Annotated in this window: 12 protein-coding genes; 9 read left to right on the top strand and 3 right to left on the bottom strand. The window is 69.5% G+C overall.

Translation table 11 applies throughout. From position 1 onward, the window contains the following. Window positions 1–26 precede the first annotated feature (26 nt). Window positions 27–755, bottom strand: a complete 729-nt coding sequence (locus tag ASE48_RS19365) for an amino acid ABC transporter ATP-binding protein (protein ID WP_057168996.1) — start codon at window positions 753–755, stop codon at window positions 27–29. 81 nt (window positions 756–836) lie between these two features. Here ASE48_RS19365 and miaB point away from each other — a divergent pair, with 81 nt between their 5' ends. Both miaB and ASE48_RS19375 read left to right on the top strand, forming a co-directional pair. Next, on the top strand, window positions 837–2375 hold the full coding sequence (gene miaB / locus ASE48_RS19370) for a tRNA (N6-isopentenyl adenosine(37)-C2)-methylthiotransferase MiaB (protein WP_082614292.1): 1539 nt from the start codon (window positions 837–839) through the stop codon (window positions 2373–2375). Then, window positions 2363–2953, top strand: a complete 591-nt coding sequence (locus tag ASE48_RS19375) for an Rv2732c family membrane protein (RefSeq protein ID WP_057168775.1) — start codon at window positions 2363–2365, stop codon at window positions 2951–2953. The genes miaB and ASE48_RS19375 overlap by 13 nt, the downstream gene beginning before the upstream one ends. Here ASE48_RS19375 and ASE48_RS19380 read toward each other — a convergent pair. Next, on the bottom strand, window positions 2950–4323 hold the full coding sequence (locus ASE48_RS19380) for a DUF349 domain-containing protein (RefSeq protein ID WP_082614293.1): 1374 nt from the start codon (window positions 4321–4323) through the stop codon (window positions 2950–2952). The two genes, ASE48_RS19375 and ASE48_RS19380, sit on opposite strands and share 4 nt — an antisense overlap. 161 nt (window positions 4324–4484) lie before the next feature. Here ASE48_RS19380 and ASE48_RS19385 point away from each other — a divergent pair, with 161 nt between their 5' ends. From ASE48_RS19385 to hflX, 5 genes are read left to right on the top strand one after another with little or no spacing between them, the layout of a single operon-like run. Beyond that, on the top strand, window positions 4485–5372 hold the full coding sequence (locus ASE48_RS19385) for a DMT family transporter (RefSeq protein ID WP_057168777.1): 888 nt from the start codon (window positions 4485–4487) through the stop codon (window positions 5370–5372). A 4-nt stretch (window positions 5373–5376) separates the two neighbouring features. After that, the gene (locus ASE48_RS19390; protein ID WP_057168778.1) at window positions 5377–6057 is read left to right on the top strand and encodes a hypothetical protein; all 681 of its coding nucleotides are present in this window, start codon (window positions 5377–5379) and stop codon (window positions 6055–6057) included. Between the two features lie 8 nt (window positions 6058–6065). After that, on the top strand, window positions 6066–6965 hold the full coding sequence (gene miaA, locus ASE48_RS19395) for a tRNA (adenosine(37)-N6)-dimethylallyltransferase MiaA (RefSeq protein WP_162264253.1): 900 nt from the start codon (window positions 6066–6068) through the stop codon (window positions 6963–6965). Continuing rightward, window positions 6962–7810: a diaminopimelate epimerase gene (gene dapF, locus ASE48_RS19400; RefSeq protein ID WP_057168780.1), complete on the top strand. Its 849-nt coding sequence runs from the start codon at window positions 6962–6964 to the stop codon at window positions 7808–7810. Before miaA ends, dapF begins: the two co-directional genes overlap by 4 nt. A gap of 33 nt (window positions 7811–7843) precedes the next feature. Then, window positions 7844–9256 carry a GTPase HflX gene (hflX, locus tag ASE48_RS19405; RefSeq protein WP_057168781.1) on the top strand — a complete coding sequence of 471 codons (1413 nt, stop codon included), beginning with the start codon at window positions 7844–7846 and terminating at the stop codon, window positions 9254–9256. 70 nt (window positions 9257–9326) lie between these two features. Here hflX and ASE48_RS19410 read toward each other — a convergent pair whose 3' ends face one another. Then, entirely contained in the window at window positions 9327–10820 is a 1494-nt protein-coding gene (locus tag ASE48_RS19410; protein WP_057168782.1) for a PE-PPE domain-containing protein, read from the bottom strand. Window positions 10821–10976: 156 nt separating this feature from the next. Between ASE48_RS19410 and ASE48_RS19415 the strand changes: the two genes are divergently transcribed. Further along, window positions 10977–12182: a thiolase family protein gene (locus tag ASE48_RS19415; RefSeq protein WP_057168783.1), complete on the top strand. Its 1206-nt coding sequence runs from the start codon at window positions 10977–10979 to the stop codon at window positions 12180–12182. A 26-nt stretch (window positions 12183–12208) separates the two neighbouring features. Continuing rightward, window positions 12209–12601, top strand: coding sequence for a Zn-ribbon domain-containing OB-fold protein (locus tag ASE48_RS19420; RefSeq protein ID WP_057168998.1), 393 nt, complete (start codon window positions 12209–12211; stop codon window positions 12599–12601). The last annotated feature ends 8 nt before the right edge of the window (window positions 12602–12609 follow it).

Below are 12609 nucleotides of genomic sequence, written 5' to 3' on the forward strand. Positions count from 1 at the left end.
GTCATGGTCCTTTCGGAGGTGGACGATCAGTGGTTGAGAATTTTGCCGAGGAAATCCTTGGCACGGTCGGACTTGGGGTTGTTGAAGAACTCCTCGGGCTCGGCGTCCTCGACGATCGCACCGTCGGACATGAACACCACCCGATGTGACGCGCGCCGCGCGAAACCCATCTCGTGGGTGACGACCAGCATGGTCATCCCGTCGGTGGCCAGCGAGGTCATCACCGCCAGCACCTCGTTGATCATCTCCGGATCGAGCGCACTGGTCGGCTCGTCGAACAGCATCACCTTCGGGCTCATCGCCAGTGACCGGGCGATCGCGACCCGTTGCTGCTGCCCGCCGGACAGCTGAGCCGGGTACTTGTCGGCCTGATTGGAGATGCCGACCCGGTCCAGCAGGGCCATCGCCTCGGTACGGGCCTTGTCCTTGGCCAGCTTTCGCACCTTGACCGGCGCCAGCATCACGTTCTCGACAATTGTCTTGTGCGCGAACAGGTTGAACGACTGGAACACCATGCCGACATCTGAGCGCAACTCGGCGAGTTTGCGGCCCTCCTCGGGCAGCACCGCACCGTCGATGGAGATGGTGCCGGTATCGATCGGCTCGAGCCGATTGATGGTGCGGCACAACGTTGATTTGCCCGAACCCGACGGGCCCAGCACCACCACGACCTGACCGCGCGGAACATCGAGATCGATGTCCCGGAGCACGTGCAGATCGCCGAAGTGCTTGTTCACACCCTGTAGCGAGATCATCGGGACCGAAGCCGCGGTGGTCATGGACTGGAACCCTACCCAGGTAATGCTCAGGATGGGGCGTATCGACACCCCCGTAACATGAACGTCGTGACTTCCGTGTTGGCCTCGACTGTGGGGGCGGGTGCTGGCCGCCCGGCCCCCGTGCGCACCTATCAGGTGCGTACCTACGGCTGCCAGATGAACGTGCACGACTCCGAGCGGTTGTCCGGGCTGCTGGAGGCCGCCGGCTACGAGCGGGCCGCCGAGGGCACCGACGCCGATATCGTGGTGTTCAACACCTGCGCCGTGCGCGAGAACGCGGACAACAAGCTGTACGGCAATCTCAGCCATCTGGCCCCGCGCAAGAACGCCGAACCCGACATGCAGATCGCCGTCGGGGGCTGCCTGGCCCAGAAGGACCGCGACGCCGTCCTGAAGAAGGCGCCCTGGGTCGACGTGGTGTTCGGCACCCACAACATCGGCTCGCTGCCGGTGCTGCTGGAGCGGGCACGTCACCAGCGGGTCGCCCAGGTCGAGATCGCCGAGTCGCTGCAGGAGTTCCCGTCGGCGCTGCCCGCTGCCCGTGAATCCGCCTACGCCGCTTGGGTTTCCATCTCCGTGGGATGTAACAACACCTGCACGTTCTGCATCGTTCCCGCGCTGCGCGGCAAAGAGGTGGACCGTCGCCCCGGTGACGTGCTGGCCGAGGTGCAGACCCTGGTGGACCAGGGTGTGCTCGAGGTCACCCTGCTGGGGCAGAACGTGAACGCCTACGGGGTGTCCTTCGCCGACTCCGACACCCCGCGCAACCGCGGCGCCTTCGCCGACCTGCTGAGGGCCTGCGGGACCATCGACGGGCTGGAGCGCGTCCGGTTCACCTCCCCGCACCCCGCCGAGTTCACCGACGACGTCATCGAGGCCATGGCAGCCACGCCAAATGTGTGCCCGACGCTGCACATGCCGCTGCAGTCGGGCTCGGATCGCGTGCTCAAGGCGATGCGGCGGTCCTACCGCGCCGAGCGATACCTGGGCATCATCGACCGGGTGCGCACCGCGATACCGCACGCCGCCATCACCACCGACATCATCGTCGGCTTCCCGGGCGAGACCGAGCAGGATTTCCAGGCCACCCTGGATGTGGTGGCGCAGTCCCGCTTTGCGAACGCGTACACGTTCCAGTACTCGAAGCGCCCCGGCACCCCAGCCGCCACGCTCGCCGACCAACTGCCCAAAGAGGTTGTCAGCGAACGCTATCAGCGACTCATCGAGCTACAGGAGCAGATTTCTTTGCAGGAGAACCAGGCTCAGGTCGGCGCGCACGTCGAACTGCTGGTGGCCGCGGGGGAGGGACGCAAGGACGCCGCCACCGCGCGGATGTCCGGGCGCGCCCGCGACGGCCGGCTGGTGCACTTCGCCTCCGGCGGCGCCGACATCCGCCCCGGCGACATCGTCACCACGACCGTGACGCGCGCCGCCCCGCACTTCCTGGTCGCCGACGGAGTCGTGTCCACGCACCGCCGCACCCGCGCCGGGGACGCGCACGCGGCGGGGCTTCGTCCGGTCACCGGGGTGGGCCTCGGTATGCCGGGTATCGGCGTTCCGCCCGCCGTCCCCGTCACCGGAGGATGCGCGCTGTGAGCGGCCAGGACCCCAAGGACTTCGACGCGTTCAAGGGCGATATCGAAGCCGCCGAACGCCGGGTGGCCTCCGAGATCGACCCCGGTGCCCGCGCCCTGGTGGTGGCGATCCTGGTGTTCGTCGTGCTGGTGTCGTTGCTGCTCCCGCACACCGGATCCTCCCGCGGCATCGACGTGCTGATCGCCAGCGACACCGCGATCGCAGACGGCCTCTCGCTGCCGTCGCGGGTGTTCGTCTGGCTGGCGCTGGTCTTCAGCATCGGGTTCTCCGTCCTGGCGCTGCTGACCCGGCGCTGGACGCTGGCCTGGATCGCGCTGGCCGGCACCACCGTGGCCTGCCCGGCGGGCATGCTCGCGGTGTGGTCCCGCCAGACCGCCGGTGCGGGGCTGCCCGGCCCCGGATTCGGGCTCATCATCGGTTGGCTGGCCGTGCTGCTGCTGGCCTTCCACTGGGCGCGGGTGGTGTGGTCACGCACTGCGGTGCAGCTGGCCGCCGAGGCGGAGCGCCGTCAGGCCGTCGCCGAGCGTCAGCACAAGACGCTGCTCGACGATCTCGGTGACGATCCCGACAAGCCCTAACGCTTCTTGGTGACCGCTTCCGCAGCGGTCCCCGCCCACTCCCGCCACTGCGCGGCGCTGGCCCGGGCCGCCTCGGCATCCTTGGTCTTGCCTGCCGCCTCGGCCTTCTCCGCCTGGCGCTCGAACTGCTCGGCGCGCTCGCGGAACTGATCGGCCCGCGCCTGGGCCTCGGCATCGGGTTGGCTCGCGGTGGTCGCGTCGCGGACCTTCTTCTCCACCGCGCGCAGTCGGCGCTCCAGATCCGCCGACTTCTCCCGCGGCACCTTGCCGATGGCGTCCCACTTGTCGCCGATCGCACGCAGCGCGGCCTGGGCGGCCTTGGCGTCGGAGATGTCGATGCGTTCGGCCTCGGCCAGCAGCTTCTCCTTGGCGACCGCGTTCGCGCCGAACTCGGCATCTCGCTCGGCGTTGATGGCGTTGCGGGCCTCGAAGAAGGTGTCCTGGGCGGCCTTGAACCGCGCCCACAGCGCGTCGTCGACATCCTTGGCGGCGCGACCGGCGGCCTTCCACTGCGCGAGCAGATCCCGGAAGGTCGCCGCGGTGCCTGCCCAGTCGGTGGAATCGCTGAGCTTCTCCGCCTTCTCGCAGAGGGCTTCCTTGGCCTGCCGGGCCCCGACACGCTCGCGGTCCAGCTCGGCGAAGTGCGAACCCCGGCGCCGGTTGAAGGTCTCCCGGGCCGCCGAGTACCGCTTCCACAGCGCGTCGTCGGTCTTGCGGTCCAGGCCGGTGATGGTGCGCCACTCGTCGAGGATCGCGCGCAGCCGGTCGCCGGCGGACTTCCACTGGCCGGTGGCGTTGGCGATCTCCTCGGCCTCGGCGGCCAGCGCCTCCTTGCGGGCGGTCTGGGCGGCGCGGTGCTCATCGCGCCGGGCGCGTTCCTCGGCGGCGGCCCCGTCGGCGTGTTCGAGGATGGACTTGAGCCGCTGCTCGACGGCGTCGACATCGCCGAGGACCGCGGCGGTCGACAGGGTTTCCAGCAGTGCGGAGGCCGCGGACTTGATCTTGCGGGCATCTCCGCTGCCGGAGGCCAGCCGGGCCTCCAGGAGGACGACCTCGGTGTGCAGATCGTCGTAGCGGCGGCCGAAATGTGCGAACGCGGCCTCGGTCTCACCGGCCTGCCAGGAGCCGATGACGCGTTCTCCCGCGGCGGTGATCAGGACGACGGTGCCGTCGTCCTCGACGCGACCGAATCGGTGGGGATCCACCGATGCCGGTGCCGAGACGACGGGCGCGGCTGCCACGGCCGCGGCCGGGCGGGGGTGCGGTGTCGGACGCGGTCCCGGCCTGGGCGTGGGTTTGGGAGTGGGCTTGGGGGCCGCAGCTGCCGATTCCCCGGTGGTCTCGCCGGAACCTGAGTCGTTGGTTGTCATATCCATTCCTCGCACTCCGCGTGGTCTGACCCACGCACCTGCCGCGCGACGCGGCGCCCGATAGCTTCCGTCGCTATTCAAGCAGGTCGGGTCGAGCCGCGGTTGCGATCGGCATGTGTTTACCGGCACCCTCAGTGCCCTGACCTGTTGGGAGGCCTCCGTTGGACAAGGCGGATATCGCCGCACTGCTGGCACTCGGCGCTGCGCTGTTCATCGCCATCGGCGATGTCATCCACCAGCGTTCCGCGCACGAGGTGACCGATGAGCAGGTCAGTCATCTGCAACTGTTCCTGCGACTGCTCAAGGACCGCGCCTGGTGGATCGGCAGTCTCGTCTCGGCGGTCGGGTTCGGACTGCAGGCGGCGGCGCTGGGGCTGGGTTCGGTGCTGCTGGTGCAGGCCCTGCTGGTCACCTCGCTGCTGTTCGCGCTACCGCTGAACGCCCGCGCGAACCAGCACCGGGTGAGTCGGTTCGAGTGGACCTGGGCGGTGCTGCTGGCGGTGTCGGTGGTGGTGATCGTCACGGTCGGCAACCCGACGGCCGGCCATGAGCGGGCCGGCGCGGACACCTGGCTGGCCGTCGGTGCGGTGCTGGCACCGGCGATCGTGCTGTGTGTGCTGGGCGCGCGGGTCTGGTCCGGCCGCACGATCAGCGCGATCCTGCTGGCGTGCGTCTCCGGCGCGCTGTGGGGACTTTTCGCGATCCTCACCAAGGGCGTGGTCGACCGCATCGGCGACGGGGTGTGGGAGCTGCTGCGCACCCCGGAGCTCTATGCCTGGGTGCTGGTGGCGGTGGCGGGCACCGCCTACCAGCAGGCCGCGTTCCGGGCCGGGTCGATCACGGCGTCGCTGCCGACGATGACGGTGACCGAGCCGATCGTCGCCTCGGTGCTGGGTGTGGTGGTGCTCGGGGAGACCCTGCGCCCCGGAGAGGCCGGCTGGATCACCCTGATCGCCGCGGTGGCGGTGATGATGGTCGCCACCGCCGCCCTGGCCCGCGGGGAGGCCGGCTGGGCCGATCAGTCCGACACCGCCAAGGCGATAACGTGATGGCGTGTTGGCGGCCATTGCTCTGATCCCCTCGGCGCCGGTCCTGGTGCCCGAACTCGCCGGTGCCGCGGCGGCCGAAGTGGCAGATCTGCGTACCGCGGTGCTGACGGCGGCCGCCGAACTGCCGCCGCGCTGGATCGCCATCGGCGCGGGTGGCGACGATCAGCTGATCGCGGCGTCCGCGGTGGGCACCTTCGCCGGGTACGGCGCCGACATCCGGGTCGCATTGTCGCCGGATGCCGACGACCCGGTGACCGAGCTGCCGCTGGCCGCGCTGATCGCCGGCTGGGTGCGCGGGCAGGTGAACGCCGGCCGCACCGCCGAGGTGCGGGTCTACGCCGACGCCGGCGAGGCGGCCGTGTACCGCGGTAGGACGCTGCGGACCGAGCTCGAGGAACTCCCGGAACCCGTCGGCGTGCTGGTGGTCGCCGACGGCGCGAACACGCTGACCCAGTCCGCGCCCGGGGGGTTCGACCCGGATTCGGTGGCCGCCCAGGCCGCGCTGGATGACGCGCTGGCCGCCGGCGATGTCGACGCCGTGATCAGGTGTGCCGGCGGCGCGGTCGGGCAGGGCGCCTATCAGGTGCTGGCCGGCCTGGTCGGCGCGCGGCCGGTGCAGGCCCGTGAGCTCTACCGCGGGGCACCATTCGGCGTCGGCTACTTCGCGGGCACCTGGCTCCCATGAGTAGCGAGATCCGTCCCGTCGCGGTCATCGGGCCGACCGGGACCGGAAAGTCCGCGCTCGGGCTGGCCCTGGCGGAGCGGCTCGGCGGCGAGATCGTGAACGCCGATGCCATGCAGTTCTACCGCGGCATGGACATCGGCACCGCCAAACTGCCCGTGGCGCAGCGTCGCGGCATCGTGCATCACCAACTCGACGTCCTCGACGTCACCGAGAACGCCTCGGTCGCGCGGTACCAGGAGAACGCGGCGGCCGATATCGAGGCGATCATGGCCCGCGGCGCGGTGCCGGTGATCGTCGGCGGATCCATGCTCTACATCCAGTCGCTGCTGGACCAGTGGTCGTTCCCGGCGACCGATCCGGCGGTGCGGGCCCGCTGGGAGGCCCGCCTCGCCGAGGTCGGGGTGGGCGCGCTGCACGCCGAACTGACCCGGGTCGACCCGGCGGCCGGTGCCGCCATCCTGGACACCGACGGCCGCCGCATCGTGCGCGCACTCGAGGTGGTCGAACTGACCGGCAAACCCTTCGCGGCGTCGGCGCCGCGCATCGGCACCCCGCGCTGGGGTACGGCGATCATCGGGCTGGATTGGGACACAAGCATTCTGGATGAACGGCTGCAGCAGCGCACCGACACGATGTTCGCCGAAGGTCTGGTCGCCGAGGTGTCCGGCCTGATCGAGCGTGGCCTGCGCGACGGGGTGACGGCATCGCGGGCCCTCGGTTACGCGCAGGTGCTCGCCGACCTGGACGCCCTGGGCGACGGCTCCGCCGCGGCCGAGCCCACCTTCGTGGGCACCCGTCGCTATGTGCGCAGGCAGCGCTCCTGGTTCCGCCGCGATCACCGGGTGAACTGGCTCGACGGTTCGGCGCCGGACCTGATGGACGCGGCGCTGCGTATCCTGGACAAATGAGGTTCGCCAAAGGTCACGGCACACAGAACGACTTCGTCGTGCTGCCCGACCTCGACGCCGCGCTGGCGCTGACGCCCGACGCGGTGGCTGCGCTGTGCGACCGGCGCCGCGGACTGGGCGCCGACGGCGTGCTGCGGGTGACCACGGCCGGCGCCGCGGCTGCCGCCGGGGTCTTCGCGACGTTGCCCGAGGGGGTGTCGGCCCAGGACTGGTACATGGACTACCGCAACGCCGACGGTTCCATCGCGCAGATGTGCGGGAACGGGGTGCGGGTCTTCGCGCACTACCTGCGGGCCTCCGGACTGGAGACCCGTGACGAATTCGTGGTCGGTTCGCTGGCCGGGGCGCGACCGGTGGTGATCGAGCAGTTCAGCCCCACGCACGCCGAGGTCACCGTCGACATGGGCAAGGTCAACCGGCTGGGCGCCGGGTCGGCCGTGGTCGGCGGGCAGCGCTTCACCGGGCTGGGCGTCGATGTCGGCAACCCGCACCTGGCCTGCGTGACGGACCTGAGCGCGGCCGCGCTGGCCGCCCTCGACGTCGGTGCACCCGTGTCCTTCGACACCGCGCAATTCCCCGACGGGGTGAACGTGGAGATCCTGACGAGCCCGACCGACGGCTCGGTGAACATGCGGGTCCACGAGCGCGGAGTGGGCGAAACCCGTTCCTGCGGAACAGGAACCGTGGCCGCGGCGCTGGCGGCGCTGAACCACCTGGGGGAGGAGACCGGCACCCTGGTGGTCCGCGTCCCCGGCGGTGAGGTGAGCGTCACCATCACCGAGGCGACCAGCTACCTGCGTGGCCCGTCGGTGCTCGTTGCGCACGGCGAATATTCAGGTGCGTGAACCCCGGCCACCGTGCCACCATCGAAAGAACATATGACTGAATCTGACTTCACGCGCAATCCCGTTCCGAGCACCGGCGAACTGGCCCTCGAGGACCGCGCGGCACTGCGCCGCGTGGCCGGGCTGTCGACCGAACTCACCGACATCTCCGAGGTCGAATACCGTCAGCTGCGCCTGGAGCGGGTGGTGCTCGTCGGGGTGTGGACCGAAGGCACCGCAGCCGACGTGGACGCCAGCATGGCCGAACTCGCCGCGCTGGCCGAGACGGCGGGCTCGGAGGTCCTCGAGGCTCTCGTGCAGCGCCGCGACAAACCCGATGCGTCGACCTATATCGGCTCCGGCAAGGCCATCGAACTGCGCGATATCGTCACCGCCACCGGCGCGGACACCGTCATCTGCGACGGTGAGCTCAGTCCCGCCCAGCTGAACTCGCTGGAGAAGGTGGTCAAGGTCAAGGTCATCGACCGGACCGCGCTGATCCTGGACATCTTCGCCCAGCACGCCACGTCCGCCGAGGGCAAGGCGCAGGTGGCGTTCGCGCAGATGGAGTACATGCTGCCCCGGCTGCGCGGCTGGGGTGAGTCGATGTCCCGGCAGGGCGGCGGCGCCGGCGGCAGCGGTGGCGGCGTGGGCACCCGCGGCCCCGGTGAGACCAAGATCGAGACCGACCGCCGCCGTATCCGCGAGCGGATGTCGAAGTTGCGCCGCGAGATCAAGGACATGAAGAAGATCCGCGACACCCAGCGTGGTAAGCGCCGGGCCGCCGATCTGCCCGCCGTCGCGATCGTCGGCTACACCAACGCCGGAAAGTCCAGTCTGCTCAACGCGTTGACCGGCGCCGGGGTGCTGGTCGAGAACGCGCTGTTCGCCACGCTGGAGCCGACCACCCGCCGCGGCGAACTCGACGACGGCCGGCCCTTCGTGCTGACCGACACCGTCGGCTTCGTCCGGCACCTGCCCACCCAGTTGGTGGAGGCGTTCCGCTCCACCCTGGAGGAGGTTGTCGACGCCGATCTGCTGGTGCATGTGGTCGACGGCTCCGATGCCACCCCGCTGGCGCAGATCAACGCGGTCCGCCAGGTGGTGCGCGACGTCTACTCCGACCACGACGGCTCGCCGGCCCCGGAACTGTTGGTGGTCAACAAGATCGACGCGGCCGACGATCTCGCGCTGGCCCAGCTGCGCCGCGCCCTACCGGACGCGGTGTTCGTGTCCGCGCACACCGGCGAGGGGCTCGATCAGCTGCGTGCCCGGCTGGTGGAGCTGGTGGAACCGACCGACGCCTTCGTCGACGTGACGGTGCCCTATGACCGCGGCGACCTGGTGGCCCGGGTACACACCGAGGGCCGGATCGATACCACCGAACACACCGAATCGGGCACGAAAATCACTGCGCGCGTCCCGGTTCCGCTCGCGGCCAGCCTGCGCGAGTTCAGCAACTGGTAGTCGCACGGGCAGGCACACCGTCCTGAGGGATCCCCCGGATTCCAGGGGCCGGTGCGCCTGCCCGCGCCGCTCAGGCCGCCTTGTCGGCGGTGTCGGCAGGTTCGCTCTGATCGCTCGAGGCGTCGTTGTCCTCAGCTGCCGCGTCGGTGTCTTTGTCGTTGTCTACGTCGTCGCTGTGGGCGTCGATGTCGTTGTCTGGCTTGTCCTGCGGGACGTCCTCGATGTCCTGCTCATCGGCGTCGTGTGCCGAGGTCAACGGTGCGTCGGCGGATCGCACGCCGGACAGGGCTCGCCGCGCGGCGCGCGGTGTGGTCCTGGCGTCGGTGAGCCGGGCACGCTCGACCTTCTCGTCTCCTGCGTCGGCCTCCACCGTGTCCGTGGGCGCTTCGGTGACAGCGGCCGGCACGGACTCGGGCGCAGCGGCCGCGGCCGTGCTCGCCGGCGCCGGCTTCTGCACCGCGGGCTTGGTCGTGGTGCCGCCGCCGAACACATCGTGGATGCCCTCGCCGAGCGCGTCGACGACATCGCGGGCCAGCACGAACGGGTTGATCCGCGGGATGAGCCGGAAGGGCGCGGGCGCGCCGTAGCTCAGCGAGCGGTCGTAGCCGGCCTCGATCAGCACCTCCAGCACGGGGGTGAACAGCGTGACGAGTGGCTTGATGATGAACCCGGTCCCGGTGAATCCGGCGAAGTCCAGGAACGGCCGCACGATCGGCAGGGTCTTGGTCGGGATGGTGATGTAGCGGGTGTCGCCGTGTTCGTCCCAGTTGTCCTCGTTGGCGAGTTGCTCGGCCAGTTCTTCCGGCGTGTACCCGTCGGGGAGTTCGCCGACATCACTGTCCGCATTGGGGGACAGGTAGGTGCCGTGGATGTACCAGAACCCGGCGATCGCGTTGAACACGGCCAGTGCGTTGAGCGGGTAGAGCGGGAAGTCGGCGACACCGTCGTAGCGGAACGCGATATCGGTGGCGCAGATGTGATCGCAGGTGTCGGTCGGCGCGGGCAGGCCGAACGTCGCGTCCAGGATGGGCACATGTCCCAGGAAGGCCAGCCGCTCGAACAGTCCGCCGTTGGGCCGGTTGGTGTTTCCGATCATCACGAAGGACAGGTAGGTCTGATCCTTGGGCAGCCCGGCCAGGTTGCGCTTCTCCCGGCTGACGATGTTGCCGCCCTGCGAGTAACCGAAGATGACGACAGGTGTGTTCGGCGGATCCTGGGCCAGGGTGTCCACCAGCGTGGAGTTCAGCTTGGACAGTCCCTCGCCGGTGGACACATCCCACTTGGCACCCTGCAGCCCGCCCCAGCCCGGTAGCGGGATCGGCCAGAACTGCGCGGGATAGTCGATGCCCTGCAGCGCGCAGTCGTCGTCCGCGGTGCATGCCGGGTTGAACGGTGAGATGTAGTAATCGCGGGCGTTCTCCAGGTAGTCGCCGACGATGTTGGCGTTCGGTGTCCCGGTGCCCGGCACGATGAGCGCCGTCGCAGCCAGTGCCACGGCCATCGTCAGGGTCGAGGCGACGGTGATGAGAACCGCAGTCAGCAACGTCAGCAGGGTTGTGAGCACGCGTCGTGCAGTAGGCATGTGGCACCCCCGGGTATGCGCTCTTCGGATCGTCGCACCCCGGGCGCCGTGACGTTGTCGTTACCGAAAACAGCCCCCGAATTGAAAGTAGAATCTCATTCTAATATCGTCGTTTCTGAATGATCGAAGGGAGATCACATGGGTTTGCGGGGCGACGCCGCGATCGTCGGGTTCCACGAGCTGCCCGCGACGCGCAAGCCGACCGGCGCGCCGGAGTTCATCCTGGAGCAGTGGGCACGGCTGGCCGCCGCCGCGGTCGCCGACGCCGGGCTGACGGTGGACCAGGTCGACGGGCTGGTGACCTGCGGGGTGATGGAATCCCAACTGTTCGTCCCGTCCACCGTCGCGGAATACCTGGGGCTGGCGGTCAACTACGCCGAGCTGGTCGACCTCGGCGGCGCGTCGGGCGCGGCCATGGTGTGGCGGGCCGCGGCGGCCATCGAACTGGGGATCTGCCAGGCGGTGCTGTGCGCCATCCCGGCCAACTACCTCACCCCGATGTCGCCACAGCGCCCGTATGACCCCGGCGATGCGCTGTACTACGGCGCCTCCAGCTACCGTTACGGCTCGCCGCAGGCCGAGTTCGAGATCCCCTACGGCTACCTCGGCCAGAACGGGCCCTACGCCCAGGTCGCCCAGATGTACGCCGCCGCATACGGTTACGACGAGGCCGCGATGGCCAAGATCGTCGTCGACCAACGGGTCAACGCCAACCACACCCCGGGCGCGGTGTTCAAGGACAAACCGCTGAGCATCGCCGACGTGCTGGACAGCCCCATCATCGCCTCGCCGCTGCACATGCTGGAGATCGTGATGCCCTGTATGGGTGGTTCGGCGGTGCTGGTGACGAACGCCGATCTGGCGCGTAGGAGCCGCAACCGGCCGGTGTGGATCAAGGGTTTCGGCGAACGCGTGCCCTACAAGTCGCCGGTGTACGCCGCCGATCCGCTGCAGACGCCGATGGTCAAGGTCGCCGAGTCCGCGTTCGGCATGGCCGGCGCGACGCCGGCCGACATGGACATGGTGTCGATCTATGACTGCTACACCATCACCGCGCTGCTCACCCTGGAAGATGCCGGGTTCTGCGAGAAGGGCAAGGGCATGCAGTTCGTCACCGACCATGACCTCACCTTCCGCGGCGACTTCCCGATGAACACCGCGGGCGGACAACTCGGCTACGGGCAGCCCGGCAACGCCGGGGGCATGCATCACGTCTGCGATGCCACCCGGCAGCTGATGGGCCGCGCCGAGGCGACCCAGATCGCCGACTGTGACCGCGCTTTCGTGTCCGGCAACGGCGGCGTGCTCAGTGAACAAGAAGCACTCGTGCTGGAGGGGGACTAGCCGTGAACGACGCACTGGCGCGCCCGATGCCGCTGCCCACCCCGACGTCGGCCCCGTTCTGGGATGGCCTGCGCCGCCACGAGATATGGGTCCAGTTCTCGCCGTCGCTGGACGCCTACGTCTTCTACCCCCGCGTGCTCGCCCCCGGCACGCTCGCCGACGACCTGCAGTGGCGCCAGATCTCGGGCGCGGGAACACTCGTCAGCTTCGCCGTCGCGCAGCGGCCGGTCGCACCGCAGTTCGCCGACGCGGTGCCGCATCTGCTCGGCGTGGTGCAGTGGGACGAAGGCCCGCGGCTGGCCACCGAACTCGTCGACGTCGAGGCGGCACAGCTACGGGTCGGCATGGCAGTGTCCCCGGTGTTCGCCGATCGCCCCGAGGCCGACATCACCCTGCTGCATTACACCGCGGCGCGATAGGAGACTGG

The organism is Mycobacterium sp. Root265 (assembly GCF_001428895.1).
GTDB lineage: Bacteria > Actinomycetota > Actinomycetes > Mycobacteriales > Mycobacteriaceae > Mycobacterium.